This is a genomic window from Bradyrhizobium sp. Leo170 (assembly GCF_004296405.1).
Classification (GTDB): Bacteria; Pseudomonadota; Alphaproteobacteria; order Rhizobiales; family Xanthobacteraceae; genus Bradyrhizobium.
Genome location: NZ_PSRR01000018.1, coordinates 12,752 through 39,055 on the forward strand (window position 1 = coordinate 12,752; position 26,304 = coordinate 39,055).

Annotated in this window: 27 protein-coding genes and 1 tRNA gene; 12 read left to right on the plus strand and 16 right to left on the minus strand. The window is 63.9% G+C overall.

Annotation, left to right across the window (positions count from 1 at the left end):
- Window positions 1-19: 19 nt before the first annotated feature.
- The gene (locus tag CWO89_RS05625) at window positions 20-859 is read right to left on the minus strand and encodes a helix-turn-helix transcriptional regulator (RefSeq protein WP_130577653.1); all 840 of its coding nucleotides are present in this window, start codon (window positions 857-859) and stop codon (window positions 20-22) included.
- Window positions 860-1,003: 144 nt separating this feature from the next.
- On the opposite strand from CWO89_RS05625, the gene CWO89_RS05630 reads away from it, so the two are divergent.
- Window positions 1,004-1,077: transfer RNA gene (locus CWO89_RS05630), tRNA-Gly, on the plus strand.
- A gap of 10 nt (window positions 1,078-1,087) precedes the next feature.
- Here the strand turns inward: CWO89_RS05630 and amaB are convergent.
- The 4 genes from amaB to CWO89_RS49075 all read right to left on the minus strand — a co-directional run bounded on the left by amaB (window position 1,088) and on the right by CWO89_RS49075 (window position 4,917).
- Entirely contained in the window at window positions 1,088-2,620 is a 1,533-nt protein-coding gene (gene amaB / locus CWO89_RS05635; protein ID WP_130577654.1) for an L-piperidine-6-carboxylate dehydrogenase, read from the minus strand.
- Between the two features lie 243 nt (window positions 2,621-2,863).
- Window positions 2,864-3,922: a class I SAM-dependent methyltransferase gene (locus tag CWO89_RS05645; RefSeq protein WP_130577655.1), complete on the minus strand. Its 1,059-nt coding sequence runs from the start codon at window positions 3,920-3,922 to the stop codon at window positions 2,864-2,866.
- A 279-nt stretch (window positions 3,923-4,201) separates the two neighbouring features.
- Window positions 4,202-4,567, minus strand: coding sequence for a nuclear transport factor 2 family protein (locus CWO89_RS05650; protein WP_130577656.1), 366 nt, complete (start codon window positions 4,565-4,567; stop codon window positions 4,202-4,204).
- Window positions 4,568-4,752: 185 nt separating this feature from the next.
- Complete coding sequence (locus tag CWO89_RS49075) at window positions 4,753-4,917, minus strand: ChaB family protein (RefSeq protein WP_130577680.1); 165 nt, start codon at window positions 4,915-4,917, stop codon at window positions 4,753-4,755.
- A 96-nt stretch (window positions 4,918-5,013) separates the two neighbouring features.
- Here CWO89_RS49075 and CWO89_RS05660 point away from each other — a divergent pair, with 96 nt between their 5' ends.
- Window positions 5,014-6,168 carry an alpha/beta fold hydrolase gene (locus tag CWO89_RS05660; protein ID WP_245475752.1) on the plus strand — a complete coding sequence of 385 codons (1,155 nt, stop codon included), beginning with the start codon at window positions 5,014-5,016 and terminating at the stop codon, window positions 6,166-6,168.
- A 27-nt stretch (window positions 6,169-6,195) separates the two neighbouring features.
- Here the strand turns inward: CWO89_RS05660 and CWO89_RS05665 are convergent, their stop codons facing one another.
- From CWO89_RS05665 to CWO89_RS05675, 3 genes are all read right to left on the minus strand, one after another.
- Window positions 6,196-6,387 (minus strand): hypothetical protein, encoded by a 192-nt coding sequence (locus CWO89_RS05665; protein ID WP_130577657.1) that lies wholly within the window; start codon window positions 6,385-6,387, stop codon window positions 6,196-6,198.
- Window positions 6,388-6,426: 39 nt separating this feature from the next.
- Window positions 6,427-7,101, minus strand: a complete 675-nt coding sequence (locus tag CWO89_RS05670; RefSeq protein ID WP_207234407.1) for a helix-turn-helix domain-containing protein — start codon at window positions 7,099-7,101, stop codon at window positions 6,427-6,429.
- Between the two features lie 328 nt (window positions 7,102-7,429).
- Window positions 7,430-8,266: a universal stress protein gene (locus CWO89_RS05675; protein WP_130577658.1), complete on the minus strand. Its 837-nt coding sequence runs from the start codon at window positions 8,264-8,266 to the stop codon at window positions 7,430-7,432.
- A gap of 178 nt (window positions 8,267-8,444) precedes the next feature.
- On the opposite strand from CWO89_RS05675, the gene CWO89_RS05680 reads away from it, so the two are divergent.
- Window positions 8,445-8,900: a CBS domain-containing protein gene (locus CWO89_RS05680; RefSeq protein WP_130577659.1), complete on the plus strand. Its 456-nt coding sequence runs from the start codon at window positions 8,445-8,447 to the stop codon at window positions 8,898-8,900.
- 196 nt (window positions 8,901-9,096) lie between these two features.
- Window positions 9,097-10,065, plus strand: coding sequence for a glucokinase (glk, locus tag CWO89_RS05685; protein WP_130577660.1), 969 nt, complete (start codon window positions 9,097-9,099; stop codon window positions 10,063-10,065).
- 98 nt (window positions 10,066-10,163) lie between these two features.
- Here the strand turns inward: glk and CWO89_RS05690 are convergent, their stop codons facing one another.
- Together CWO89_RS05690 and CWO89_RS05695 are read right to left on the minus strand one after the other, a co-directional pair.
- The gene (locus CWO89_RS05690; protein WP_130577661.1) at window positions 10,164-10,514 is read right to left on the minus strand and encodes a RidA family protein; all 351 of its coding nucleotides are present in this window, start codon (window positions 10,512-10,514) and stop codon (window positions 10,164-10,166) included.
- A 210-nt stretch (window positions 10,515-10,724) separates the two neighbouring features.
- Entirely contained in the window at window positions 10,725-12,383 is a 1,659-nt protein-coding gene (locus CWO89_RS05695) for an FAD-binding dehydrogenase (protein ID WP_130577662.1), read from the minus strand.
- 278 nt (window positions 12,384-12,661) lie between these two features.
- On the opposite strand from CWO89_RS05695, the gene CWO89_RS05700 reads away from it, so the two are divergent.
- The 5 genes from CWO89_RS05700 (at window position 12,662) to CWO89_RS05715 (ending at window position 17,000) form a co-directional block, all read left to right on the plus strand.
- Window positions 12,662-13,126, plus strand: a complete 465-nt coding sequence (locus CWO89_RS05700; protein ID WP_130577663.1) for a hypothetical protein — start codon at window positions 12,662-12,664, stop codon at window positions 13,124-13,126.
- 225 nt (window positions 13,127-13,351) lie between these two features.
- Entirely contained in the window at window positions 13,352-13,516 is a 165-nt protein-coding gene (locus CWO89_RS45710; protein WP_245475753.1) for a hypothetical protein, read from the plus strand.
- A 99-nt stretch (window positions 13,517-13,615) separates the two neighbouring features.
- Window positions 13,616-14,206, plus strand: coding sequence for an SCO family protein (locus CWO89_RS05705; RefSeq protein ID WP_130577664.1), 591 nt, complete (start codon window positions 13,616-13,618; stop codon window positions 14,204-14,206).
- A gap of 122 nt (window positions 14,207-14,328) precedes the next feature.
- A complete protein-coding gene (locus CWO89_RS05710; protein WP_130577683.1) occupies window positions 14,329-15,201 on the plus strand; it encodes an ABC transporter substrate-binding protein in 873 nt (290 codons plus the stop codon).
- Between the two features lie 158 nt (window positions 15,202-15,359).
- Window positions 15,360-17,000 (plus strand): lysine--tRNA ligase, encoded by a 1,641-nt coding sequence (locus CWO89_RS05715; RefSeq protein ID WP_130577665.1) that lies wholly within the window; start codon window positions 15,360-15,362, stop codon window positions 16,998-17,000.
- Between the two features lie 109 nt (window positions 17,001-17,109).
- On the opposite strand, the gene CWO89_RS05720 is transcribed toward CWO89_RS05715, so the two are convergent.
- A complete protein-coding gene (locus tag CWO89_RS05720) occupies window positions 17,110-17,865 on the minus strand; it encodes a carbonic anhydrase (protein ID WP_130577666.1) in 756 nt (251 codons plus the stop codon).
- Window positions 17,866-18,153: 288 nt separating this feature from the next.
- Complete coding sequence (locus tag CWO89_RS05725; protein WP_130577667.1) at window positions 18,154-19,092, minus strand: 2-dehydropantoate 2-reductase; 939 nt, start codon at window positions 19,090-19,092, stop codon at window positions 18,154-18,156.
- Window positions 19,093-19,460: 368 nt separating this feature from the next.
- Between CWO89_RS05725 and CWO89_RS05730 the strand changes: the two genes are divergently transcribed.
- A complete protein-coding gene (locus CWO89_RS05730; protein ID WP_245475754.1) occupies window positions 19,461-20,243 on the plus strand; it encodes a class II aldolase/adducin family protein in 783 nt (260 codons plus the stop codon).
- Between the two features lie 175 nt (window positions 20,244-20,418).
- On the opposite strand, the gene CWO89_RS05735 is transcribed toward CWO89_RS05730, so the two are convergent.
- The 4 genes from CWO89_RS05735 to CWO89_RS05745 all read right to left on the minus strand — a co-directional run bounded on the left by CWO89_RS05735 (window position 20,419) and on the right by CWO89_RS05745 (window position 24,628).
- Window positions 20,419-21,630: an NAD(P)/FAD-dependent oxidoreductase gene (locus CWO89_RS05735; RefSeq protein ID WP_130577669.1), complete on the minus strand. Its 1,212-nt coding sequence runs from the start codon at window positions 21,628-21,630 to the stop codon at window positions 20,419-20,421.
- Between the two features lie 341 nt (window positions 21,631-21,971).
- A complete protein-coding gene (locus CWO89_RS05740) occupies window positions 21,972-23,006 on the minus strand; it encodes a Spy/CpxP family protein refolding chaperone (RefSeq protein ID WP_349644863.1) in 1,035 nt (344 codons plus the stop codon).
- Entirely contained in the window at window positions 22,993-23,265 is a 273-nt protein-coding gene (locus CWO89_RS49080) for a hypothetical protein (protein WP_349644864.1), read from the minus strand. The genes CWO89_RS05740 and CWO89_RS49080 overlap by 14 nt, the downstream gene beginning before the upstream one ends.
- Window positions 23,266-23,971: 706 nt before the next feature.
- On the minus strand, window positions 23,972-24,628 hold the full coding sequence (locus CWO89_RS05745) for a S24 family peptidase (protein ID WP_207234408.1): 657 nt from the start codon (window positions 24,626-24,628) through the stop codon (window positions 23,972-23,974).
- Between the two features lie 183 nt (window positions 24,629-24,811).
- Between CWO89_RS05745 and CWO89_RS05750 the strand changes: the two genes are divergently transcribed.
- Together CWO89_RS05750 and CWO89_RS05755 are read left to right on the plus strand one after the other, a co-directional pair.
- Window positions 24,812-25,156 (plus strand): DUF952 domain-containing protein, encoded by a 345-nt coding sequence (locus CWO89_RS05750; protein ID WP_130577670.1) that lies wholly within the window; start codon window positions 24,812-24,814, stop codon window positions 25,154-25,156.
- Window positions 25,153-26,250 (plus strand): quinone-dependent dihydroorotate dehydrogenase, encoded by a 1,098-nt coding sequence (locus CWO89_RS05755; RefSeq protein WP_130577671.1) that lies wholly within the window; start codon window positions 25,153-25,155, stop codon window positions 26,248-26,250. The genes CWO89_RS05750 and CWO89_RS05755 overlap by 4 nt, the downstream gene beginning before the upstream one ends.
- The last annotated feature ends 54 nt before the right edge of the window (window positions 26,251-26,304 follow it).

The window sequence follows — 26,304 nt, forward strand, 5'->3', positions numbered from 1 at the left end:
CGGGACTGGAGGAGGTTAGCTAGTGCAGCGCCAGCCGTTCTTGGAAAATCTTGCGGTCGCCGCGCGACGCTTTTCGGAACGCATGCGGTGAGACGCCGGCGGCGCGGTGGAACGTGCGCACGAAATTGGAGAGATCGCCGAAACCGACGTCGTAGGAGATCTCGGTGATCGGGCTGTCGTCGTCGGCCAGTCGCCGCGCCGCGTGGCGCAGCCGCGAGCGCACGAGATATTGATGCGGCGTCACGCCGAGGACTTCCGAGAACAGCCTGAGGAAATGGAACGTGCTGATGCCGGCCTGATCCGCCGCATCATCCAGCCCGATATCCCGCTGTGAGTGTGCATCGATCCACAGCGCCGCCTCGACCGCGCGGCGGCGATCGCGTAAGGCGGCCGTCACCGGCCTCGCCGCGCGTCCCGAGACCATCTCGATGAAGCGGCTGGCCAGGAGATGGCCGGCCTCGTCGAGGCCGATGTCGCTGTTGCCATCTGCTGCCGTTTGCGCGAGCTCGCCCAGCACCATCAATTCCGGCAGCGGCGGCACCGATCCGATCTGCCAGACCGCGCGGCTGTCGCCGATCGCCTGCACCAGCTCCGGATGCAGGTAGAACGACAGGCATTCGTCGCCGCCGACATGGTCATGGGTGCAGGTATATTCGTCGCCGGGATGGCCGACCAGGATCGCGCCGGTCACCAGCTCATGGAAACGGCCGCGGCAATGGCAGCCGAAGCTGCCCTTGCGGACGTAGGAAATCGAATGCGCATCATATTGTTCGGCAAACGGTTTCTCGCCGGGCACCGCGGTGCAGCGGAACTCGTTCACGGTAATGCGCTCACGCTGCAACAGCGGCCTTCGGATCATGCCTTAAGACTTAGCGATGCGCCCGCGGCGGCGCAACGCCCCAAGCAGCACATCCGGAATCCTGACGTTTTCCGTTAAGGAGAACGCGAGAGGCGACTTGGCGAAAGCCTCGGTCTCGGCTAATCAGGAGCGGCAACGCGATCCGCGGGCGTAGTTCAATGGTAGAACGGCAGCTTCCCAAGCTGCATACGAGGGTTCGATTCCCTTCGCCCGCTCCAGCCCTTTGCGTCACCCGACGTCGAATTTGACGCCCTGCGCCAACGGCAGTTCGCGCGAATAGTTGATGGTGTTGGTCGCCTGTCTCATGTAGCCGCGCCACGCGTCGGATCCGGATTCGCGGCCGCCGCCGGTTTCCTTTTCGCCGCCGAACGCGCCGCCGATTTCGGCGCCTGATGGGCCGATATTGACGTTGGCGATGCCGCAATCCGAGCCGACCGCGGAGATGAAGGTCTCGGCCTCGCGGATGTCGGTCGTGAAGATCGATGATGCGAGCCCCTGAGGCACCGCATTGTGGCTGGCGATCGCCTCGGCAAGATCGTGGTAGCGCATCACGTACAGGATCGGCGCAAACGTCTCGCGCGGCACTGGCCCCGTTTGGGACGGCATCTCGACCAAAGCGGGGGCGACGTAATAGGCGCCAGAGGATTGATGGTCCACGCGGGTCCCGCCATGCACCTTGCCGCCGAGCGAGGTGGCTTCATCCAGCGCGCGGCCCATCGCCTCGAAGGCGGCCGCATCGATCAGCGGGCCGACCAAAGTGAGCGGCTCGCGCGGGTCGCCGATCGTCACGGAACGATAGACGCGGCTGAGCCTCGAGACGAAATCATCGGCGATATCTTCGTGCACGAACAGGCGGCGCAGCGAGGTGCAGCGCTGTCCGGCGGTACCCATCGCGGAAAACGCGATGCTGCGCAAGGCAAGATCCTGATCGGCGGACGGCGTGACGATCGCGGCGTTGTTGCCGCCGAGCTCGAGAATGGCGCGGCCAAAGCGCGCGGCGACGCGCGGGCCCACCTGCTTGCCCATCCGCGTCGATCCGGTGGCCGACAGGATGGCAACTTCGGGGTGATCGACCAGGACTTCGCCGACCGTGCGGTCGCCCTGCACGAGTTCGGCCAGACCCTGCGGCGCGTCACCGAAACGTGCAAGCGCGCGTTCGACGATCGCCTGCACCGCGCACGCAGTCAGCGGCGTTTTCTCCGAAGGCTTCCACACCACAGCGTTGCCGCACACCAGCGCAAGCGCTGCATTCCAGCACCACACGGCAACCGGAAAGTTGAACGCCGTGATGATGCCGCACACGCCGGCCGGATGCCAGGTCTCCATCATCCGATGACCGGGGCGTTCGGATGCGATCGTCAATCCATAAAGCTGGCGCGACAGGCCGACGGCGAAGTCGCAGATGTCGATCATCTCCTGCACCTCTCCGAGCCCTTCGGAGAGAATCTTGCCAGCCTCGATCGTCACCAGCCGCCCGAGCAGTTCTTTCGAGCTGCGCAATTCCTCGCCGAGCAGGCGGACCAGTTCGCCCCGGCGCGGGGCGGGGACGGTTCGCCATGTCAGGAACGCAGTCCGCGCGCGAGCAATCGCTGCGCGCGTGTCGTCGTCGCTTCCGGGCTTGAGACGCCCGATGACCTTGCCGTCGATCGGCGAGCGGGCGATCAGACTGCCGTCGGCGACGAAGGCCGGCAGAGCCCCCAGCTTCGTCAGGAGATCGATGGCTTCGTTGGCAACAGTGGAGCTTGGCGTGGAGGTGCTCATGGCGGATGTCCTCGGATCAGCGGTCGCGCATGCAAGCGCCCGCTCGATTTGCTATAGCGTTTTCGAGCGAAGTGGACACCGGTTCGCGTGAAGAAAACGCGTCAAAACAAGAATCTAGAGCTTCGGTTCTGATTCAATCAGAACCGAAAATGCTCTAGCAAGTCTCGCAAGCACTCGTCCGCGTCAAGTCCACCCGCCGCCACGCGAAGAATCTTCGCGCGGCGGCGCTCAGTGCCGGGGGTGTTATGGCCGTGCTTCCAGGATCAGGTTGAACGGCGTTTCGGTGGCGCGCCGGAACCGGGTGAAGCCGGCCTCGCGGGCAATCTCGCGAAGCCTGGCCTCGCCGGCCTGCGCGCCCAGGGCGAGCCCGACCTCCTGGTCCAGGGAGGCCGGCGTGCAGACCATGGTCGAAGCCGCATAGTAGACCCGCCCGATCGGATTGAGATTATCCTCCAGCCGGTCGTTGGCGAAGGGCTCGACCAGCATGCAGGTGCCGTCCTTGGCCATGGTGCTGCGGGTATGCTTGAGCGCGCCGACCGGGTCGCCCATGTCGTGCAGGCAGTCGAAGAAGCACACGAGATCGTAGCCGTTTGCCGGAAAAGTCTTCGCGGTGTGGGTCTCGAACGTCATGCGATCGGACAGTCCCGCATCCCGCGTCAGCTCGCGCGCGGCCTGGATCGAGCCCTCGTGATAGTCGAACCCGAAGAATTTGGATTTCGGGAACGCCTCCGCCATCAGCCGGGTCGATATGCCGTGTCCGCAACCGACATCGGCGACCTTCGCGCCCCGCTTCAGCTTGTCGACGACGCCCTCCAGCGCCGGCAGCCATTCCTGCACCAAATGATGCTTGTAGCCGGTGCGGAAGAAGCGCGCCGTTCCGCAGAACAGGCATTCGCTGCGCTTGTTCCAGCCGACGCCCTTGCCGGTCTTGAATGCGTCGGAGATCTTCGGCTCGTCGAGGAATGTCGCCGCCACGAGGTTGCCGACCGCGCCCAGGAAAACCGGGCTCTCGTCGTCCGCCAGCGCCATGGCCTGCTCCGGCAGCATCGAGAACTTTCCGGATTTGGTGTCATATTCGACGTAGCCGGAGGCCGCTTGCGCCGACAACCACTCGCGCACATAGCGCTCCGCGGTGCCTGTCGCTTTCGCCAGCTCTGCGGAGTTCATCGGTCCCTTCTCGGCCAACGCCTTGTAGAGGCCGAGCCTGTCGCCGATCAGCATCAGCGACGCGTTCATCGCGGCGCCGATGTCACCAATCATCTTGCCCATGAAAGAGTTCAGGCGGTCATTATCAACTTCCATGATATGCCTCCATCGAAATTGTCTTTCGCCAAAATGTCACGTCGACGCTGCGGAAGCGGACCTTGCAGGACGCAAGACCGCTCCATCGCAGCGCCTGGATGATGGTAAGGCCGTTTCGGTGTGGGGAGCGAGGCGTTACGCCTCACGACAGCGAGATCGCCGTCACAAGCGCGCGAGCGGTAACGCGAACTTGCTCTGCTCTCTTCTTTCATCGCGGCAGTGCATGGCAGCGAGGCTGACGGATGTTACGTCAGCAACACCGCCATGCACCGCGTCGTATCACGCGCCCTGCGGCACCTGGTCGAGGAAACCGGTGATGCTCTTGATGCGGCCGTCCTTCAGCACCGCGAAGTCCGTGCCCTTGATCGGGCTGTCGGTGCCATCGGGACCGAGGCCCCAGGAAAAGCGGAGATGGTCGCCGAAACCGTTGGGTTCGCCGATCAGTTTGAACTTGAACGCCGGAAATTTTTCCTGGACGCCTGATATCAGCGCATCGACGCCTTCGTGGCCGTCGCCGCTCATCAGCGGATCGACATAGCGTGCGTCGGCGGTCCAGTTCTCGGCCAGCATCTCGCGGCGCCGGCTCGGCGTGCGCTCGTTCCACAGTTCGACATAGCGGCTTGCGATGGTGTTGTGGTCGGTCATCTTGCTCTCCTTCGCGTATCGCCGAATGGATCGGCTGCTGCGGACTATCGGATTTTGGCGTGAGCTGATCGATTACCTCCGAGGTCATCGCCAGCAGCTTGGAAATCTGCGGTGGTGCGCGAAACCGGATCACGTGCCTGTCGTTGGTTTCGCGCTGGAGCAGTTCGAACAAAACTCTTCGAGTTCTAGATTCCGGGTCTCTGGATCCAATGATCGCCGACCTTCGCATAGGATCGCTTCACCGCCGCCGAGGCGGTCCGGTGTGCGATCTCCTCTTGCCTGATGTCGCCCGCTTGGGCCGGCGCCGCAATTCCTTGTGCGGGTGCGTTCCTCGCCGAAATGGAGCTAATATAGCAGTCCTGCGTTTCGTTGGTGCTTGATCGAGGTCAAACCTTTCGCCGATGCCTGTCCGACCATGGCGCCGGCGAGCAAAAGGGGGAGTGAGCTTGGGCGAGAAGAACAGACCACCGGAAGAGAAGCCGAGCGCCGACACTGATTGGGCGGTGCAGACGCTGCTATGGCCAATGGCGGCCACGCGATTGGCGCTGGAGGCCTATCTGCATTGGTTCGCTGGTCGCGAGCCCACGCCGTCCGAGCCGGAGAGCGAGACTCCGCTATCCTGGACCATGCCGAACGTGATCGCGCTGCAGCTCGCCTCGATGCGGCTGCGGGATTTTTCGCGCAAGGCGACGGGCCAGCCGCTTCTGATCTGCGCTCCCTTTTCGCTGCACGAGGCCTTGGTCGCTGATTTCGCACCTGGCCATAGCCTGGTGCAGGCGCTGCTGCAGGGCGGCATGGATCGCATCTATGTCACCGACTGGTGCTCGGCGACATCAGAGATGCGCCATTTGTCGATCGACAGCTATCTCGCCGACCTCAACGTGGCGGTCGATGACATCGGCGCACCGGTCGATCTCATCGGCTTGTGCCAGGGCGGGTGGCTGTCGCTGGTCTATGCCGCCCGTTTTCCACACAAGGTGCGACGGCTCGTGCTCGCCGGTGCGCCGGTCGACGTCTCCGTGCCCTCAGATCTGTCGCGGATGGTGGCAAGTATGCCAAAGCAAGCGTTCGACGAGCTGGTGCACCAGGGAGAGGGCATCATAAGCGGCAAGCATACGCTTCGCTTCTGGAGCATGCCGCTTACCCTCCATGACGTCGAAGCGACCTTGCAGCGGGATGTCGGCGATGGATCGGAGCAGGGCGCGGCCCTGCTGGCGCGCTTCGAGCGCTGGGATCGCAAGCTGCTGGATTTGCCGGGAACCTTTTATCTCGAGGCGACCAACTGGATCTTCCGCGAGAACCGGATCGCCGAGGGACGCTTCGTCGCGCTCGGTCGCCAGATCGATCTCGCCGAGGTGACGGTTCCGGTCTTTCTGCTGGCAGCAGAGAAGGACATTGTCGTGCCGCTCGAGCAGGCACTCGCCACGGCGCGCCTGCTCGGCACGCCGCCGCATTGGCTGGAACAGGCCTCCGAGCCGTGCGGTCACCTCGGTCTTTTCATGGGGCGCGAGAGCTTGGGCCGTTCGTGGCACCGGATCATCCGCTGGCTCCAGGCGGGTGGTGACGATGTTGCGCAGCCAAGGCCCAGGATCAGGGCGTGAGACGAAAGCCTTCAGCGGGAAGTCGCGTTATCTCAACTCGGCCACGGTGAGTGGGCGCGTCGCATTGGACACGGCAATATGCTGAACGGTGGGCTGCCGGCGCGAAGCTTCAGTTTGGTCGCTGCTTCGGCCGTGAACCGCCAGCAGCATGATCGCGACCGCGGCGGCAACACCAAGCGCAATGATCTTGCGATGGGTGCCACGATCCGCGCTGATCAATGGATGGTTCATGGCACATCTCGGTCAATTCTATCCTGGTCAGGCGTTCAGGCGGTTCAGCGCGGCGCGGTTCCGCAATTCGATCCGGCGCGAGGTCGCCAGCGCGATGGCGCCGGACTGCTCCAACTGGGTGAAGGTGCGTGACACGGTCTCGATGGTGAGGCCGAGGTAATCGGCAATGTCCTGGCGCGACATCGCAAGTTCGATCGATGTCGTGCTGGCGGTGCGGCGGGCGATATCGAGCAGGAATCCCGCGACCCGCTCCCCGGCGGTCTTGATCAGGAGCAGCATGTGATTGCGGAAGCGCTGCAGTTCACGCGTGGTGGCATCCCAAAGCTGCTGCGCGAGATCCTTCTCGCGCTCGGCACGCAGCATCACCGCGCTGCGCTTGACGATCAGGACCTGCGCCCCGTTCACAGCCTCGGCGGAAGACGAGTGCGTCTCGCCCGCCTCAAAGCCGAAGATGTCGCCCGGCAGATAAAACCCACCGATCTGGCGCCTGCCGTCCTCCAGCATCTTGTAGGTGCGGACAGTACCTGACACCACCTGATAGAGATATTCGGCCTCGTCACCTTCGCCGTAGATCTCGACATTGCGTGCGTATTGAAAGGGCGTGCCCATCAGCGCAAGCGGACCCTGCATGGCCGGGCTTCCGAGACGGTGCGGCGTGCTCGCGGCCTGGCGGAGGACGGGGCGGGAAGCGTCGGTGTGCATGGCGGGCTCCTTCAAATCATCTGATGGAACCAGAGTGCCTGCTTGCACCGCGCCTGAAAATTCGGAGTCCTTCCCTAAGGAAGATTACGGAGGGTAGGTCTCCCGAGATGTCGTAGCCCGGGTGGAGCGCAGCGTAACCCGGGACGGTGCGCGCTGGGGCCACACAAGGCCCCGGATTGCGCTGCGCTCCATCCGGGCTACGTACGGTCGCAGAAACTGCGTCATTGCGAGCGCAGCGAAGCAATCCATGCCTCCGCGCGCGGAACCATGGATTGCTTCGCTGCGCTCGCAATGACGGGCGTTAGGACGGAGGACGCTGCCCTAAAGCTCAATGCGACATCAGCGTCGGCACCGTCATGCACTGGAGCATCTCGCGGGTGACGCCGCCGAGCAGGCGTTCCTGCAGCCGCGAATGCCCGTAGCCGCCCATCACCAGCAGGTCGAGGCTTTCGTCGGCCGCAACGGACAGGATGGTGGGCTGGATTTCGGAGTGCGCGGCCGGGAAGGCCACGATCTTGGCCGGCAGCCCAAGCCGCGCCAAATGCTCAACGAGGCGCTGCGGGCTCGCTTCGTCCGGAATCGCCCCTGGATTGCCGATGGAAATGATGGTGAGCGCGTCAGCGTGCCGCAGCAGCGGCATGGCATCCCGCAGCGCGCGGCCGGCGAGGCGGCTTCCGTCCCAGCAAATCCCGATACGCCGCGCGGTAAACGCGCCGCGGAAGGTATAGGGCATGAACAATACCGGGCCGCCTGACTGGAACAGGATTTCCTGCGGCATGTCGTTGTCGAACGTATCGCGTTCGGGTTCCGGCTGCAGGACGACGGTGAGATCATGCAGCCGAGCGCTGGCGCCGGCGATCGCTAGCGCCTCACGCGGTGTCGCGCTCATCGTGCGGCAGGTATACGATATCCCTGCGTGCTTCGCCTCGACCTCGAAAACGCGCATCGCGGCCTCTGCGCGCTCGAGTGCGCGCTGCCGGGTCTCTTCGACGATCATGGCGACCGCAGCGCCGCCTGCCGCGGCGATCGGAACATTGGCGGTCTCGTAGGCGACGGACAGCGCGTCGAGGTGAGCGCCGTACGCCATGGTCAGCAGCACGGCACCGTCAATCACCGGCCGCGCGGGACGTTCGGAAGGGATAAGCACCAGCAGGTTCTTGAACATCGTCATTCTCCCCCACAATTGGTGGCGATCGGCACAAATTGCACATCGCTATAAGAGCACAACGGCCGATCGACGTATTGATCCAGGTCAGTGGGCGCCGTCGTCATTTTGACGCATATCAAGGCCCGGCCCGCTTCCCAGTGCACGCTACCGGACCCGAGCCTGTTGGAGAGAAACAATGCTGGCAACGGATGTCATGCGAACCTGGTTCGCCACCATAAAGCCGAACGCGCCGCTGCTCGATGCCGTCCACCTGCTCCTGGAAACCAGTCAGCGTGGCTTGCCTGTGATCGACGACGATGGATCTTTGGTCGGCATCATCTCCGAGGGCGATTTCCTGCACCGTCAGGAGCTTGGCGTGACCGGCCCTGCCGGGTTCTTGCTGGAATGGCTGCTCGGACGAGCCGAGGGACAACACATGCACGAGCAGACGCAGGCGCTGCGGGTCGACGCCGTCATGACGCAGAATCCCGTGTGCGTGGATGAAACGGCAACCGTCGACGATATCGTCACGCGAATGGACGCACATCAGATCTCGCAGGTGCTGGTGGTCCGCGACGGCAAGCCCATCGGAATCGTTGGCCGTACGCAGTTGCTCATCGCGCTCGAACGCTGTTTGAGCCGACAACACTGACGAAAGCGCGGCCGCGGCCATACGCAGCATTCCAGCCTGGTTAATGTTGATCAACCCATGCAGCGGCCGATTCCCAAAGCTGCCGCTCGGTGATACTTGGATATCATCGCCGCCAACCGGCGGACGCGGATCGGAACCGGCAAACGACTGATGGACGCATCCGCGCACCGACCGCAGCTTGACAGGAACGGAGGCAATGACCGGGATCAGCCAAGCATTGCTCGCCGATATCGGCGGCACCAATGCGCGTTTCGCGCTCGTCAGGGGTCGTCAGATCGGCCCCATCGAACATGTCAAGGTCGCCGACTATCCGACCTCGGCGGAGGCGATCGCCGCCTTCCTTGCCCGCCACGCGACGGGCGGCGTTGCCACTGCGGCGATCTTCGGCATCGCGGGCCCGATCGAGAACAACCGCGTGGTGCTGACCAACAGCCCGTGGATGTTCGATGCGGCCAGCCTGCGCCAACAATTCGCCTTCGCGGCCGCGCATTTCCTCAATGATTTCGAGGCGCTGGCCTGGTCGCTGCCGGCTCTGGGAGCTTCCGACCTGGTGTCGCTCGGCAGCCCCACTCCGGTCGCCGGCGCTCCCATGCTCGTGGTTGGGCCGGGGACCGGCTTTGGCGCGTCCTGTCTGGTTCCGTCGAGCAAGCCGCCCGTGGCGATCATCACCGAAGCCGGCCATGCCACCTTGCCGGCGACTTCGGAACGGGAGGAGCGGGTGATCGATCACCTGCGTGGGCGCTTCGGCCACGTTTCGATTGAACGTGCGCTATCCGGGTCCGGCCTCACCCACCTCTATGACGCCTTGAACGCCATCGACGGCGCCGGCGCGCCCGCGCGCGATGCGGCCTCGATCACGCAGGCCGCGCTTGACGGGAGCTGCGCGACGAGCCGGGCGGCGCTCGACATGTTCTGCGCGATGCTCGGCATGGTCTGCGGCAATCTGGCGCTGACCTTCGGCGCCCGCGGCGGCGTCTATATCGCCGGCGGCATCGTGCCTCGTTTCGTCGATCATCTGGCGGGATCGGATTTTGGTCCGTGCTTCACCAGCAAGGGGCGGTTCGATTCCTATCTGCGGGAGATTCCAGTCCATGTCATCACCCGGCCCGATGTGACTTTTGTCGGGCTCAAGGCGTTCTTCGAGACGAACGTCATGGCCGCATAGGCTGCCTCGACAATGGAAGTCGCTCGATCAGGCTCAACGAAGTGCGCGATGCCGGCCGCACGTAACGATCGGCATCGCCATTCTCGTGCAATGGGCGCTTACTTCGCCGCGGTCACCATGATCTCGACAGTGTATTGGGGCGCCGCCAGCTTGGCCTCGACGGTAGCGCGCGCCGGCGTGTTGCCTGGCGACACCCAACGGTCCCACACCGCGTTCATCTCGCCGAACGTCTTCATGTCGGTGATGTAGATCGTCGTCGTCAGCAGTTTCGATTTGTCGGTGCCGGCCTTTGCCAGATGGCCGTCGATGATCGAGAGGATCTCCTCCGTCTGCTTCGTCACGCTTTCACCGGCCGTCTTGTTGGCGACGATGCCGGCCAGATACACCGTGTTGCCATGCACGACGACCTGGCTCATCCGCGGCCCGGTTTCAAAACGCTGAATGGTCATATTGTTCTCCCGTTGATTGGCGGTGACTACCTAGCGCAGCGGTCAAGCTCTGGCGAGTCGTCTCTTATGGTCTCTTGTAGCCCGGATGGAGCCAACGGGTCGCGCGAATGCGCGCCCGATGACAGGCTCCGCGTAATCCGGGGCAACTCGATGTGTGGATCGAAGAATCCCGGATTGCGCTTCGCTCCATCCGGACTACGGGACTGCGATTTATCGCACGGCTTTCGCCGCGGCGCGTCCCGCGTTTCGTCCGGAGAACAGGCAGCCGCCCAGAAAGGTCCCCTCCAGCGAGCGATAGCCGTGCATGCCGCCGCCGCCGAAGCCAGCGGCTTCGCCGACGGCGTAGAGTCCCCTGATGATCTCGCCGTCACTCCCGAACACCCGCGCATCGAGATCGGTCTCGAATCCGCCGAGCGTCTTGCGGGTCAGGATGTTGAGCTTCACCGCGATCAGCGGTCCATGCGCGGGATCGAGGATGCGATGCGGCGCGGCGGTGCGGATCAGGCGGTCGCCGATATATTTGCGCGCATTGTGCAGGTTCATCACCTGCGCGTCCTTGACGTAAGCGTTTGCGATCTCGCGGTCGCGCGCCTCGATCTGCGTTCGGATGTGATCGAGCTTCAAAAGGTTCTCGCCGGAAAGCTGGTTCATCGCCGCGATGAGATCCTCGAGCCTGTCGCGCACGATGAAGTCGACGCCGTTTGTCTTGAACGCTTCCACCGGCGCCGGCGCGCCCTTGTTGGCGGCGCGCTTGATCGTCATGCGCCAGCTCTTGCCGGTGAGGTCCGGGTTCTGCTCGGAGCCCGAGAGCGCGAACTCCTTCTTGATGATGCTCTGGGTCAGGATGAACCAGGAATAATCATGGCCGGTGCTCATGATGTATTGCAGTTGCCCGAGCGTGTCGGAGCCGGGAAACAGCGGTGCCGGCAGCCGCCGTCCGGTCGCATCGAACCACATCGATGATGGCCCGGGCAGGATGCGGATGCCGTGCTTCGGCCAGATTGGTGACCAGTTCTGGATGCCCTCGACGTAGTGCCACATCCGGTCGCGGTTGATCAGCCGCGCGCCGCTCGCCTCGGTGATCCCGATCATGCGGCCGTCGACATGTTCGGGCACGCCGGAGATCATGTGCTTCGGCGGCTCGCCCAATCGCTTCGGCCAGTTCTGCCGCACGAGGTCATGATTGCCGCCGATGCCGCCGGACGCCACGATCACCGCTTGCGCGCGCAGCGAGAATTCGCCGACCACATTGCGTGACGAACTCTTGCCGCGCTCCACGTCGGTCGGCTCGAGGATCGCGCCGGTGACGCCGTCGATCGCGCCGTTCGTCACTTGTAGCGCATCGACACGATGGCGGAATTTGAAGATCAGCCGGCCGCTCTTCTCGGCCTCGCGCGCGCGGCGCGCGAACGGCTCGACGATGCCGGGCCCGGTGCCCCAGGTGACGTGAAAGCGCGGCACTGAATTGCCGTGGCCCATTGCGTCATAGCCGCCGCGCTCGGCCCAGCCGACGATCGGAAACAATCGATGGCCCATCGCGCGCAGCCAGTCGCGCTTCTCGGTGGCGGCGAAAGCGACGTAAGCTTCCGCCCAGCGCCGCGGCCAATGGTCTTCATCGCGATCGAAGCCCGCCGTTCCCATCCAGTCCTGCAGCGCGAGCTCGTGAGAGTCCTTGATGCCGAGCCGGCGCTGCTCCGGCGAATCGACCAGGAACAATCCGCCGAACGACCAGAACGCCTGGCCACCGAGCGATTGTTCGCCTTCCTGCTCGACCACGATGACGCGTTTTCCCGCATCGGTAATCTCTGTGGCGGCAACAAGGCCTGCCAAACCTGCGCCGACCACAATGACGTCTACATCCTCAGCCATTTCTTTCCTCCCCCGAGTTCCCTGTGAATGAGACCTGTGCGTACGCGCGCGGTCAACGGCGAATCGGGCTCGCTTGTGGCGGCTGTTCCGCGAGGACACGGTAAGGTTGTTCCAGTATGGGATCTTTCATCCGCAAACTGCAGCGTGCGCGCAACACTCGATTTGAATTTGTTTTGACCGACCCGTGACGGCTGGACAAAAATCCGGCCTCGCAACACGCTGGCCGAAGTCTTGCATCACTGAAAACCAACAGATTCGATATTCGACTGGGGCAGGCCATGAAGTTGATGACGGGGTTGCTCGCGGCGGTACTCCTGCTGGCGGGCATGGGGGTTTCGCATGCGGTGGTACGGATCGCCGACGATCGGGGCGGCAGGATCGGCACTTACGTCGACAGATATCAAGGCCTTCGCAGTTCCGGCGAAACCGTCATCATCGACGGCCTCTGCGCGTCGGCCTGCACCATCGTGCTCGGCGCGGTTCCCCATAGTCGGATCTGCGTCACCTCGCATGCCAATCTCGGTTTCCACGCCGCCTGGGATTTCGGCGCCAACGGCCGCGCCATCACCAATCCCGAAGCGACCCAGATGCTGTACTCGATGTACCCGGCTTCGATCCGCCGCTGGATCGCCTCGCGCGGCGGCCTCACCCCGCGGATGATCTTCCTGCGCGGCAAGGCCCTGCAGGCCATGTTCCGGCCCTGCTACCTCGACGCCCAGGCCTCCGCGAACCGATCGCGCTAGGGGCGCGGTCGTCCTCTGCCTCATGGCCGGGCTTGACCCGGCCATCCACGTTTTTGATGTGAAGGAAGACGTGGATGCCCGGGTCAAGCCCGGGCATGACGAGTGGCGATAGCTCCGTAATTCCCTCCGCACGATGTGACGGCGCGCCGCAGCATTGCGCTTGCCGGGCGGCGGAACCGAGCTTATTTCAATGAGATGGTTCAGCCGGTTTCCGCCTCGCATGGAATGACCGCGTCTGCCTCGGCACAGGGCAAGGTGGCGTCCGCCATTGCCTGGGGCGCTGCGGGCTTGGGCGCGCTCATGGTGCTGGGCGCGGGCGCGCTCTGGTTCCATTACGGCACGGCGGTGTTCTTCGAGACCATCGCGGCCGGCGTGTCGGCTTGTTTCTGAGCATGACCCGGACCCGGAGGGCTGCGCCAGCGCAAAGTGGGCACCGGTTTTCCCGGTAAGGTGATGCTCAAACAATAAACGGCCGAAAGGATTTTTTTCATGGATCGGACCTCCCGCCCGCTTGTGATCGTGGCCGCCTTCGCCGGCAGCCTGGCGGTCGGGCTATTGCTGTTGTTCTGGACCATGGGCGGCCTGCGCAGCATGACCGCGCCGTCGGCGATCGGCGGCCCATTCCAGCTCACCGACCAGGCCGGCCAGACCGTCACCGACAAGAGCCTGAAGGGCAAGCCGACCCTGATCTTCTTCGGCTTCACCCATTGCCCCGACGTCTGCCCGACCTCGCTGTTCGAGATTTCCGAAGTGCTGCGGGCGATGGGCCAGGACGCCGACAGAGTGAACGCCTATTTCGTCTCGGTCGATCCGGAGCGCGACACCGCGGCGGCGATGAAGGATTATCTCTCCAGCTTCGACCCGCATTTGAAGGGCCTCACCGGCGCCCCTGATGCCATCGCCAAGGTGCTGTCGTCCTACCGCGTCTATGCCAAGAAGGTCCCGCTGAAAGACGGCGACTATACCATGGACCACACCGCGCTGATCTATCTGATGGATCGCGACGGCAAGTTCGTCTCCCCCTTCAACCTCAAGCGCACGCCGGAAGAGGCCGCGGCCGACCTCAAGCGCTATCTTTGAATTGCCACTAGGCCCTCGCATCATGCCCCGGATGGTCTATAAGGCCGTCCAATTCCGCAACATTGCCCGGCCAAATGTCCGATCAGACCGCCCCGCTCGACATCTCCCGTGCTATCCGCGCCATGGCCGGATGGCTCGTCGTAGCGGCTTTGGCTGTCTGTAGCGGCGCGGCGAATGCACAAACCCCACAGCAGCAAACTCCGCCGCCGAAGCCGCCTGTCGAGGCGGCGCCGCAGGCCGTGCCCGGCTTCTGGGATCCGCGGCGGCGGCCGGAGCGGCCGGACCTGTCGCGCATCACTGTGATCCGGTTCCTGACTGAGACCGATTATCCGCCGTTCAACTTCACCGGTCCGGACGGCAATCCGGCCGGCTTCAACGTCGACCTGGCGCGGGCGATCTGCGAGGAGATCAAGGTCACCTGCACCATCCAGATGCGCCGTTTCGAGACGTTGGTGGATGCGCTCGCCACCAACCGGGGGGATGCCATCATCGCCTCGATGGCGGTGACGCCGCAATTGCGCACAAGGGTCGATTTCTCCGATCCCTATTACCGCGCGCCGGCCCGCTTCGCGTCGCGGCGCGACGCCGTGCTGCCGGAAGTGCGGCCGGAATATCTCGAAGGCAAGAAGGTCGGCGTCATCGGCGGCACTGCGCATGAAGCCTATCTGAAGGCGATGTTCACCGACGCCGAGCTCCACGCCTACCCCAATGACGATGCGCTCAGGCAAGCGCTTCGCCGCGGCGAGGTCGATTTCATCTTCGGCGACGCGATCGCGCTCGCGTTCTGGATCAACGGCACGGATTCGGCCGAATGCTGCGCCTTCTCCGGCGGCCCGTTCGTCGAGAGCCGCTTCTTCGGCGAGGGCATCGGCATTGCTGTCCGCAAGGGCAACGACCTGCTCCGGCAGGCGTTGAACTGGGCCCTGTTCCGGCTCTGGGAAAAAGGCCGCTACACCGACCTGTGGCTGCGCTATTTTTCCGTCAGCCCGTTCTAGCGGCTGAAAACACACCGCTTCTCGTCATTGCGAGGAGCGAAGCGACGAAGCAATCCACTGTCTCAGCAAGCGGAGAAATGGATTGCTTCGCTTCGCTCGCAATGACGATTATGCTATCAAACCGGCCGTTTTCCTTATCTCGGAGAAAGTTCGTTTAAATGTCCGTGACCGACCTTGCCGCAAGCCCGAGCGATCTGCGTGCGCTCGCCGAACAATCCAATGCCTGGCCGTTCGAGCAGGCGAAAGCGATTGTCGCGCGGCTGAAAAAAAATCCGAAGGACGAGGTGCTGTTCGAGACCGGCTACGGCCCGTCCGGCCTGCCCCATATCGGGACCTTCGGCGAGGTCGCGCGCACCACCATGGTGCGCCACGCCTTCCGCGTGCTCACCGAGGACAAGATCAAGACGCGCCTGCTCGCCTTCTCCGACGACATGGATGGCCTGCGCAAGGTGCCGGACAATGTCCCGAACAAGGAGCTGCTGGAGCAGCACATCGGCATGCCGCTGACGAAGGTGCCCGATCCCTTCGGCACGCATCCGAGCTTCGGCGAGCACAATAATGCGCGGCTGCGCGCTTTCCTCGATCAGTTCGGCTTCGATTACGAATTCGCCAGCTCGACCGACTACTACACCTCGGGCCGCTTCGATGCCGCGCTGCTGCGGATGCTGGAGCGGATCGAGAAGGTGATGGCGATCATGCTGCCCTCCTTGCGCGAGGAGCGCGCCGCGAGCTATTCGCCGTTCCTCCCGATCTGCCCGCGCACCGGGCTCGTGCTCTATGTGCCGGTCACGGCGCACGACGCCAAGGCCGGCACCATCTCCTATGAAGACCCCGAGACCAAGGAGAGCGTCACGGTCCCCGTCACCGGTGGGCGCTGCAAATTGCAGTGGAAGCCGGACTGGGCGATGCGCTGGTATGCGCTCGGCGTCGACTATGAGATGGCCGGCAAGGACCTGATCGATTCGGTGAAGCTGTCGGGCAAGATCTGCACCGCGCTCGGCGGCACGCCCCCGGAAGGCTTCAACTACGAGCTGTTCCTCGACGAGAAGGGCCAGAAGATCTCGAAGTCGAAGGGCAACGGCCTGACCATCGACGAATGGCTGCGCTACGCCTCGCCGGAATCGCTGTCGCTGTTCATGTACCGCGAGCCCAAGGCGGCCAAGCGGCTTTACTTCGACGTGATCCCGCGCAATGTCGACGAATACCAGCAGTTCGTCGACGCCTTCCCGCGCCAGGAAGGCCGGCAGCAATTGCAGAATCCGGTCTGGCACATCCACTCCGGCCATCCGCCGAAGGTGGACATGCCCGTCACCTTCCAGCTTCTCTTGACGCTGGTGTCGTCGTCGAATGCGGAGAATGCCGAGACGTTGTGGGGCTTCATCGGCCGCTATCGCCCGGGCGTGACGCCCGAGAGCCATCCAAAACTGGATGCGATGGTCGGCTATGCCATCAACTACTACCGCGACTTCGTCGCGCCCTCGAAGCAATTCCGCGAACCGACCGAGAGCGAGCGTGCGGCGTTGCAGGACCTGCGTGATGCGCTGTCCAACATGCCGGCGGACTCGACCGCGGAGGACATCCAGAACGTGGTCTACGAGATCGGCCGCCGCGAGCCGTTCCTCGATCCCGTGAAGAAGGGCAAGGACGGCCGCCCCGGCGTCTCGCTCGACTGGTTCAACATGCTCTACCAGGTCCTGCTCGGCCAGGAGAAAGGCCCGCGCTTCGGCTCCTTCGTCGCGGTCTACGGCATCCAGAACGCCGTCGACATGATCGACGGCGCATTGGCGCGCTCGTCGTAGAATGGCACGCCTGCCGTAGCCCGGGTGGAGCGAAGCGCAACCCGGGGACCTTCACGGGCCGCAACTTCTTCTGTCCCGGATTACGCTTCGCTCCATCCGGGCTACGGACTCAGCTCGACTGCAGCACGTAGCGGCGATTGTCGTTCTGTACCGGGCGCGCGTTCATCGGATAGAGCTTGGCGAAGGCCGCGACATCGGCGGCCGCGACCTGGATCGGGTCGGTCAGCACCAGCCATTCGACAACTTCCGAGCAGGGCGGCGTCGTCAACGAGCCGGGGTAGCGGTAATAGCCGAGCTTCGCCGGCAACAGCGCGTTCGGATTGATGCTGCTATCCGCTTTCACCGCCGGCCCTTCCTTCGTGGGCATGGTGGCGACGATCTTGCCGAAGGTCGCATTCGCCTTGCCTTCCTTCATCAGCACGCCGATCACCGCCAGCGCGCCGGAATCGGCGCGATGGACGAAATGCGCTTCCATCGGAAAATTCTTGCCGCCGACCAGATGTTCGCTCGGCCGGTGGAAATGAACCTGCACCAGCTTGTAGGTGGTGTCGCCGAGCTTGAGCGTAGAGCCCTCGGCAAAATTGAGCTGAATGGTGTGCCCGTTGTTGACGATGGTGTCGGCGGTCTTGCCCCAGGCAAGCTTCAGCGCCGCCAACTGCGATTTGATGGTTGAAGTAATATTGATCGGCGATTGCTGCGATCCAAGGGCGCACGCCTTGCTGCCGGTGTCCAGCTCGCCCCACTTGCCGGGCCCTGCCTCTCCCTCATAACCCCAGTGTCCGCCTTCCGCGGCAACGCCGGTGGCCGTGCAGAGCGGACAAACGGCAAGTCCGGCCAGTGCTTTCAATAAATGTCGACGGTCCAAGTGAGCCCCCAAGGGTTTGAAGAAGGGCTCTGCAATATCCGATTCCAGGTAAACGTGAGGTTGCAAATGATGGCGCGGCAATGACAGCCGAAATCGTAGGGGTGGGCAAAGCGCAGCGTGCCCACCATCACGAGCGATGCAAGAAGAGGTGGGCACGCTTCGCTTTGCCCACCCTACAACTCGCTGCAGTAGTAGTCCGGGTGAAGCGAAGCGCAACCCGGGGACCCCTGCACCAGATGACGTCGGCTGTCCCGGATTGCGCTGCGCTTCATCCGGGCTACGATAACTTCACCGGGTCATCGGCGCATCACGCAATCCATCGCTGGTCGCGCGCAACAGCGTCAGCAGGAGGCCGTTAAGCGGCGTCGCCACGCCCTGTCGTTCGCCCGCCGCGACGATCGCGCCGGTGAGCGCGTCGGCTTCGAACGGCCGGCCGGCGAGGCGATCGAAATACATCGAGGTGCCGGCGTCGGGTGGATAGGTGAGCAGCGTCGCCAGCGTTCGCTCGGCTTCGTCCGCATCCAGGCGTGCGCCATCGGCGCGCCCGACGGCAACGGCCTCTTCGAGGATGGCAAGGCACAGCGTCTTGACGTCTTCGCGTCGGAACACCGCCTGCCGCAGCAACGTCAGCGCAGTGATCGGATTGGCGACCGCGTTGATCAGGAGCTTTCGCCAGGCGCGCGTGGCGAAATCCTCGCTGCGTAGCACCCGCATATCCGTTCCTTCGAGCAGAGCTTCGAACGCTCGCCCGTCCGCATCGTCCGCGACCGTGAACTCATAGTCGCCGGCACGCCGGAAGCGAACGCGGTCCACCGCCAATCGCTCGCCATTGTAATAGACGAGAGTAGGAACGATGGTCGCGGGCCCGGCCAGCGGCGCCAGCCGCTCCTTGTGCCCGATGCCGTTTTGCAGGACCGCGACCCGCGTGCCGGCGCCGCAGAGTTTTGCAAGCCACGGCGCGCTTGAAGGCGTGTCCTGCGCCTTGGTGCAGAACAACACCCAGTCCACCGGGTTGGCCTGCTGCGGATCAGTCAGGGCGCGAAGCGGAACATCGATTGTGCCTTCCGCGCGCTCGACCACGAGACGATCGAGCGGCCGCCTGACGCAGGCGATCACATCGTGCCGGTCGGCCGCGCGCAACAGGCCGGCGATGATGCCGCCGATGCTTCCGAGGCCGACGATGGCAATGGTCTTGCGATCGGGGTTTCTTTCAGTGCCAGCAGTCATCCGAGACAGATCTCCTCATCCTCACTGTAGGGCGAACGTCGCCGGCTTTGCCAACGCAAACTGTGTCTTGCCGCGTTGTTCTATCGAAAACATGCTGCCAACTGCCGCCAATACACCGCGCGCGTCCCGCGAAATCGGGATGAATCGCGTAGGGTTGGCAAAGCGCAGCGTGCCCACCCTCAAGAGCGGTGCAAGAAGAGGTGGGCACGCTACGCATTGCCCACCCTACTGCTTCGCATCGCGCAGCCCGTCGCGCCCTGCGAAATCGGGATAGTTGGTGCACGGTAATTTCAAGCGGAGCGACGGCGATTTGAGCTAGACTGCGCCAATAACAAGCCGCCAGCAGAGGGGCGCAAGGGAGGATCAACATGCAGTTCAGGGTTTCACCGGACACGCTCACCGATCAAGGCGCCGCAGAGTGGCAGGCGCGCGTCGATCTTGCCGCCGCGCACCGGCTCGCTTTCATCCAGGGCTTCAGCGAAGGCATCTTCAACCATCTGACCTTCGTGGTGCCCGGCCGCAGCGATCGCTACTACCAGATTCCGTTCGGCACGCACTGGTCGGAGGTCACCGCTTCCTGCTTCATGGAAGTCGGCATCGACGATGCCGAGATCAAGCGCGGCGAGGGTGAGGTCGAGCGCTCCTGTTTTTGCATCCACGCCCCGATCCACAAGGCGCTGCCGCAGGCGAAGGCGGTGTTCCACACCCACATGCCGTTTGCCAGCGCGCTGACGCGGCTCGAGGATCCCCGCATCAAGGAGATCGGGCAGACCGAAGTCGGCATGGCCGGCGAGATCGCCTATGACGATGAATATACCGGCCCGGCGCTCGATCCGGCCGAAGGCGCGCGGCTCGCGAAGGTGATCGGCGACAAGACGATCCTGTTCATGGCCAATCATGGCATCTCGACCGTCGGCGCGACCGTCGCGGAGGCCTATGACCGGCTCTATTACATCGAGCGCGCAGCGCAGGTGCAGATCTACGCGATGTGGACCGGACAGCTATTGAAGAAGCTGCCTGCTCCCGTGGTCGAAAAGACCATGCGCGATATCGGCGGTAGCAGTCTCTACAAGGGCCCAAGCCCGGCGCAGCGCCACTTCGATGCGCTGAAGCGCATGCTGGACCGCAAGGAGCCGGACTACGCGACGTAGTTTTGTTCGCGCCTGCATCTAGCCGTCATTGCGAGGAGCGAAGCGACGAAGCAATCCATGTTTCCGCAAGTGGAGGCATGGATTGCTTCGCGGAGCCTGTCATCGGGCGGCGCTACGCGCCGACCCGTTGGCTCGCAATGACGGCATCATCGCGCGATGCGTCCGAGTCCGAGGCTTACGATCGCACGGCCGGCGGCGCCTGCAGTGTTGGCGCCGCAGCCGCGAGAATCTCCGCACGATCACCTGTCCGTGGCGGATAGATCCGCACGTGATTGATGGTCTGCTTGGTCAATTTGGCGGCGGCCCCGCTGGTGCGCACCTGGCGATCCCATCCTTCCGTGTACAAGGCCCCCCATGCGCCGAGATCGAGCACGGTGACATACCAATCGATATGTAGCGGCAGCATCGTCCGCCCGAACAGGTCGGCGACGACATTGTGGCCTGCGAAGCGGCCCATCGGCCGGGCGAACTGGCAGGACATCACGGAGCAGTGGACGCCGTCCACGAAACTGCAAGCCACGTCGCCGGCGGCAAAGACATTCGTTGCACCAGTTGCGCGCATGAATTGATCGACGATGACGCGACCATATCGGTCCCGTTCGACATCCAGCGTCTCAGCCAGCGGACTTGCGCGCATGCCCGCGCACCACACGACTGTTTGTGTGGGAATGATCTCCCCCGAACTGAGCGTGATGGCATTTGCGTCGAGCGCGGCAACCGTCACGCCCAGCCGCGTTTCGACGCCGAGCGCCGAGAGCGCCTCATTGATGACCGGGCGGGCGTTATCGCCGATCGTGACGCCAACCGCGGGATTGGGGTCGATGAGGATGATGCGTCGATCGCCGGTGATGGCGGCGCGATCGAGCTTGCTCGGCATCTCGGTTGCGACTTCAATCCCGGTGAAACCGGCGCCGACCACGACCACCGTGGAGCGCGCTTCCGATGGCGCCGCTGCGCCGAGCGCTGCGAGGTGTGCGTCGAGCCGGACGGCAGCCGCATAGGTGTCCACGTCGAAGCTGTTGGCGGCGAGGCCCGGAATCGCCGGACGCGCCAGTTCGCTGCCAAGCGCCAATACCAGCCGATCGTAAGTCAAAACCTCCGGGCCGTCGCGCGTTATAACGCTCACCTGCTGTTTGACCGCATCGATCGCTTGCACCTCGGCAACCCCATGAGCGACGCCGATAGGGTCCAGCACCTCGGCAAGCGGGATCGCCGCCTTGGTCAGGTCGACTTCATAATTGCGAACGCGAATGTTGTGATAGGGATTGCGGTCGATCACGAGGATCTCGACCTCGGCCATCCGGCCGATCTCATCGCGCTTGCGCGCAGCGCCGATGGCAGCCCAGAGGCCGGCGAATCCCGCACCGATGACAATAATGCGCGCCATTTCCTCTCCGAGCGCCCTCGCTTCTCCGAGCTCCGTCAGTGAGCTTGTCCTGAACCGACGCGGCAATCAAGCCGGGCGAGCCGGCGCATTTCACGTACTCGCGCATGATCCGGAAAAGTGGAGACCGGTTTTCCCTCGCGACAAACGCGAAGCGTTTGCGCGGAGATCATGCTCAAACAAAAAGCTAGAGCGAGATGATGATTCGAAGAAAAATCATCACGCTCTAGCGCACGCTCGCATGTCCAGCCCAGCTATTCCGCTTCTTAACGGACGACTAGCAAATGCGACAGGGGATGCGAAGTGCTGCCTTAGCCGATCAGCGCCGCTTGACGATGGAAAAATCACACCCCCTGCTTCTTCGGCCCGAGCCCCTCGAACTGCGTCTTCTGCTCGTCACTCAGGTACCAATAGAAATCGTCGACCGCGTCGTTCACGCTTCCGATCGCCTCTCGCATTGCTTCCAACCGCGCCTTTGCGGCCTTAAGGCGGGCCGGCGGGGTGAGCGCGTCCTTTGGCGGACATGCGCTTAAGGCTTCCATGGTGCCCATCGTGGTGTCCTGCACCAATTCGAGCGCGGCGCGTTGGGTATCGTTCAGTTTCAGGCTGGCGGCGATGTCGTCGAGGGGCCATTGCTGGGCGACGAGCTGGCGGTATTGCTTTTCGGCCTGTTGCTCGTCCTGCGGTTCGCGGCTCGCCTGGCAGGCGGCGTCCTGCATCTCCTTCAGCTTCGCGGCCGCAGCGTTAGCGCGGCGGTCGCGTTGGGGCGCGTTGAGCCGCGCCTTCTGCTCATCGCTCAGGAGATCGTAGAACTTTTGGAATGCCGGCTGAACGGCCTCAACTCCGCTCAGCATCGCGTTGACGCGGCTCTGCATGGCCGCGAGCCGTTCCAGCGCGGTGGTTGCGGCCTGTGCTGGACAGGAGGCGCGGATGGTGTCGCCGGCGGAAGTCCAGGCGCTCGCGAGCTCGTCGAAGGCTGTGCGTTGCGCCTCGTTCGCCGCGACCACCCGGCCGATCCGCTCGAGGGCAACGCCGGTCGTCTCGGCGGTGTCGCCGCCACAGAGCTCCTCCTGCACGGAGGGCGCTTTGCGATGCCGCCTCCCGGCGGGGCGCTCGGCCGCAAACGCTGAGAGATCGCTCGCAGCGTAAGGCGAGAAGATCGCGGCGTAGAGATCGCCGTAGCCATAGGCCCAGAAGCCGCTGCCATCACTGAGAAGCGCGTAGTCATAGAGATCGCTATAGGCGAACGGCCAGAACAGCGGACCGACCCAGCCGTATGAACCGTCGGCGTGCTGCCACCAGCCTTGCGCAGCTCGGCCGCCCTGCCAGCCGGCCAGCGCCGCGACGGCAGTGAGCTGCGCGCGCTCACTCGGGCGCATCGACTCGGCGGCGGAGCGAAGATCTTGCGGTCTGAAGATCTTGCGGTCTTAAGGCAGCCATTCGGACGCGGCTGTGGCGCGCCGCCATGCGTGCGCGCCGGAGACCTGCGACCGACATCATGCCGGCCATCGCGAAGCGCGCGACACCGACGGGGCCGCCAACGCGCAGGCGGAGGCCCGCCTCGGCCGCGCTCGGCAGCGCTCCCAGAACGACCAGGGCAAGGCCGGCCGCAGCCATTCCAAGGCGGGACTTTGGCATGATCTCTCCCTTGGCTTCCCTCCTCAGCGGCCAGGCCGCATCGCGTCACAAATATGACTCGGAGCGAAACCGAAAGTTCCCCCCGCGGTCGTTTTCATTCGGGTGAATCTGCGGTCAGGTGACGATGTCAAACCGCTGAGGTTACATCGTGGCGCTTTTTTTTAACGGATATCTTCTTAGAGCGTGATGATTTTTCTTCGAATCGTCATCCCGCTCTATCTTTTTGTTTGAGCATGATCTCCGCGCAAACGCTTCGCGTTTGTCGCGAGGGAAAACCGGTTTCCACTTTTCCGGATCATGCTCTAGAGATCGCTGATGCATTTTACGCGCGTCGACGCGAGGGACGTTTCATCCAAAATCGATCGCGGACGTCCGTAGTGGCAATGAAAAGCTACGCTGAAGCAGAGAAGTCCAGAGACCACCTTTCGCGAGATTTTTAGGGTTATTCGATTTTCGACTTTTGCAACAATATCCCTTCTATAGCGGCACAAGACGGGAAATCGCCTGATGTCTGGGTCGGGTCATTTGCTACGAGGGCGAGCCACCGGCAGACGCGGCTATGGCCACTATCTCGCCGAAAGCGGAAGCAAATCTAGTGCATTGGCGGATCCGTTACGGATATGATTCAAGCTTCGAAGTCGTAGCCCTCGAAACCTGGTTCGAGGTATCAAGCATGTGCGGAGCGGTATCTTCGCCCGCGCTGCCCTCACTGCCTCACCCACACGATCCGCGCGATCCAGGCCACATCCTCGGCTGCGAGCGTGCGATCCGGCTCCGCCGGATTGAACGACTGCAATTCGAGCGTCTTTGCCGTGCGGCGTTTGCACTCCTTCACCAGCATCTCACCGTCCTTCGTCCGCAGCACCACGCGGTCACCGCGGCGGATCGGGGTTGAGGGCGACACCAGGATGATGTCGCCCTCGCGGAAAACCGGCCGCAGCGTATCGCCGGAGATTTCGAGCGCGTAGGCGTGCTCGTCCGGGATCGTCGGCAGCGCCACCTCGTCCCAGCCTTTGCCGGTCGGAAAGCCGTTGTCGTCGAAAGCATCGCTTGCCGCCGCCTCGGCGAGGCCGATCAGCGGCACCGAGGGGCCGCCGCGGCCGCCGCCATCGCCGATCAACTGCACGAAGGCGTCGATGGACACATTGGTCGCGGCGAGCGCCTTGGCGACCGATTCGGTCGATGGCCAGCGCTCGCGGCCGTCGGCGGTGATGCGTTTGGACTTGTTGAAGGTCGTGGGGTCCAGCCCGGCGCGCCGGGCAAGCCCGGACGGCGACATTCCGGCGCGCTCCGCAAGCCGGTCCAGCGCGGCCCAGACCTGGCCGTGGGTGAGCAGGCGCGATTGCTTGGGCGGTCTGACCATCGGAATTCCGCCGTTCGGATTTAGGAATTATTGCCGGAACCCGCGGCTTTCCGCAAATGTCCCCAATCGGCCCTGCTGTGGCGCTTGAGTTGCGCCACGGGCGTCGATACGTTCCCTCACTGACCCGACCAGTTTCGGGAAAACCCCAACAGACTCAAGCGACAAGCAGGGGACACCGGAAAGGTGCGCACGATCTATAAAATCAGCCCTGCCTCGGCCTGGCGCGAGGCCGAGCGGGCCGGGGTGTATCGGGGTAGTGCCGACGATCTGCGCGACGGTTTCATCCACTTCTCCACCGCATCCCAACTCGCCGGGACCGCGCGGAAGCACTTTTTCGGTCAGACCGGCCTGTTCCTGATCGCGGTTGACGCTGATGCACTTGGTGACACCCTCCGCTGGGAGCCTTCCCGTAACGATGAATTGTTTCCGCATCTCTATGGCGAGCTCGATCTCGGTGCGGTCACCGCGGTCTACGACCTGCCGGCACGCGCCGACGGCACCCATGTGATCCCGGAGCAGCTCCCGTGATCCGCGCCTTCGATGCCGTCTCGCTGCCGCTGCTGCGCTGGCTCGATCCGGAGGACGCCCACCGGCTGGCGATCCAGGGCCTGCGCTTCCTGCCGCCGATCCGCCAGCGGCTGGATGACCCGAAGCTCGCGGTGCGAGCGTTCGGCTTGAATTTTCCCAATCCGATCGGCATGGCCGCGGGCTTCGACAAGAACGCGGAGGCGCCCGATGCGCTGCTCAAGCTCGGCTTCGGCTTTGTCGAGATTGGCTCGGTGACGCCGCTGCCGCAGGCCGGCAATGCCAGGCCGCGGCTGTTCCGGCTCGAGCGGGATGAGGCCGTCATCAACCGCATGGGCTTCAACAATGACGGCGCGGCGGTGGTGCTGCGGCGGCTCGCCAGCCGCGCGCATCTTTCCGGCATCGTCGGCGTCAATGTCGGCGCCAACAAGGATTCGCCTGATCGTACCGCCGACTATGTGAAGCTGATCGAGACCTTTGCGCCGGTCGCGAGCTACTTCACCATCAACGTGTCCTCGCCGAACACGCCGGGCTTGCGCAATCTGCAGCAATCGGCGGCGCTCGACGACCTCCTGGCGCGGGTCATCGATACCCGCGAGCGGGTGCGGAAGAATGCCGGCGACTCGCCGGTGCTCTTGAAGATCGCGCCGGATCTGAGCCTCGCCGAGCTCGACGACGTCGTCCACATTGCGCGCTCGCGGCGCGTCGACGGCATGATCGTCGCCAACACCACGCTGGCGCGGCCCTCGATCTTGCGCGAGCAGGCCCGCGCGAAAGAGCAGGGCGGTCTCTCAGGCCGGCCGCTGTTCCGCCTGTCGACGCGGATGGTGGCGGAGACCTACGTGCGCGCGGAGGGTGCGTTTCCTCTGATCGGCGTCGGCGGCATCGATTCCGGCGGCGCCGCGCTGACAAAAATCCGCGCCGGCGCCAGCCTGATCCAGCTTTACTCCGCGCTGGTCTATAAGGGCCTCGGTCTCGTCGACGACATCAAGCGCGATCTCTCCTCGACGCTCCTGCGCACCGGCCGCGACTCGCTGTCCGAAATCGTCGGCGCTGATGCCGCGACCATCACGGCCGAGGACTGGCCGGTGCGGTAGAGTCTTCGTAGCCCGGATGGAGCGAAGCGCAATCCGGGAAGCCGCTCTCCGCAA

Excerpts from the sequence above, each read along its gene's own strand:
- CWO89_RS05625 (WP_130577653.1), bottom strand. The coding sequence starts at position 859 with ATGATCCGAAGGCCGCTGTTGCAGCGTGAGCGCATTACCGTGAACGAG.
- amaB (WP_130577654.1), bottom strand. The coding sequence starts at position 2,620 with ATGAGCACCTCCACGCCAAGCTCCACTGTTGCCAACGAAGCCATCGAT.
- CWO89_RS05645 (WP_130577655.1), bottom strand. The coding sequence starts at position 3,922 with ATGGAAGTTGATAATGACCGCCTGAACTCTTTCATGGGCAAGATGATT.
- CWO89_RS05650 (WP_130577656.1), bottom strand. The coding sequence starts at position 4,567 with ATGACCGACCACAACACCATCGCAAGCCGCTATGTCGAACTGTGGAAC.
- CWO89_RS05670 (WP_207234407.1), bottom strand. The coding sequence starts at position 7,101 with ATGCACACCGACGCTTCCCGCCCCGTCCTCCGCCAGGCCGCGAGCACG.
- CWO89_RS05675 (WP_130577658.1), bottom strand. The coding sequence starts at position 8,266 with ATGTTCAAGAACCTGCTGGTGCTTATCCCTTCCGAACGTCCCGCGCGG.
- CWO89_RS05680 (WP_130577659.1), top strand. The coding sequence starts at position 8,445 with ATGCTGGCAACGGATGTCATGCGAACCTGGTTCGCCACCATAAAGCCG.
- glk (WP_130577660.1), top strand. The coding sequence starts at position 9,097 with ATGACCGGGATCAGCCAAGCATTGCTCGCCGATATCGGCGGCACCAAT.
- CWO89_RS05690 (WP_130577661.1), bottom strand. The coding sequence starts at position 10,514 with ATGACCATTCAGCGTTTTGAAACCGGGCCGCGGATGAGCCAGGTCGTC.
- CWO89_RS05695 (WP_130577662.1), bottom strand. The coding sequence starts at position 12,383 with ATGGCTGAGGATGTAGACGTCATTGTGGTCGGCGCAGGTTTGGCAGGC.
- CWO89_RS05700 (WP_130577663.1), top strand. The coding sequence starts at position 12,662 with ATGAAGTTGATGACGGGGTTGCTCGCGGCGGTACTCCTGCTGGCGGGC.
- CWO89_RS45710 (WP_245475753.1), top strand. The coding sequence starts at position 13,352 with ATGACCGCGTCTGCCTCGGCACAGGGCAAGGTGGCGTCCGCCATTGCC.
- CWO89_RS05705 (WP_130577664.1), top strand. The coding sequence starts at position 13,616 with ATGGATCGGACCTCCCGCCCGCTTGTGATCGTGGCCGCCTTCGCCGGC.
- CWO89_RS05710 (WP_130577683.1), top strand. The coding sequence starts at position 14,329 with ATGGCCGGATGGCTCGTCGTAGCGGCTTTGGCTGTCTGTAGCGGCGCG.
- CWO89_RS05715 (WP_130577665.1), top strand. The coding sequence starts at position 15,360 with ATGTCCGTGACCGACCTTGCCGCAAGCCCGAGCGATCTGCGTGCGCTC.
- CWO89_RS05725 (WP_130577667.1), bottom strand. The coding sequence starts at position 19,092 with ATGACTGCTGGCACTGAAAGAAACCCCGATCGCAAGACCATTGCCATC.
- CWO89_RS05730 (WP_245475754.1), top strand. The coding sequence starts at position 19,461 with ATGCAGTTCAGGGTTTCACCGGACACGCTCACCGATCAAGGCGCCGCA.
- CWO89_RS05735 (WP_130577669.1), bottom strand. The coding sequence starts at position 21,630 with ATGGCGCGCATTATTGTCATCGGTGCGGGATTCGCCGGCCTCTGGGCT.
- CWO89_RS05740 (WP_349644863.1), bottom strand. The coding sequence starts at position 23,006 with ATGCGCCCGAGTGAGCGCGCGCAGCTCACTGCCGTCGCGGCGCTGGCC.
- CWO89_RS49080 (WP_349644864.1), bottom strand. The coding sequence starts at position 23,265 with ATGCCAAAGTCCCGCCTTGGAATGGCTGCGGCCGGCCTTGCCCTGGTC.
- CWO89_RS05745 (WP_207234408.1), bottom strand. The coding sequence starts at position 24,628 with ATGGTCAGACCGCCCAAGCAATCGCGCCTGCTCACCCACGGCCAGGTC.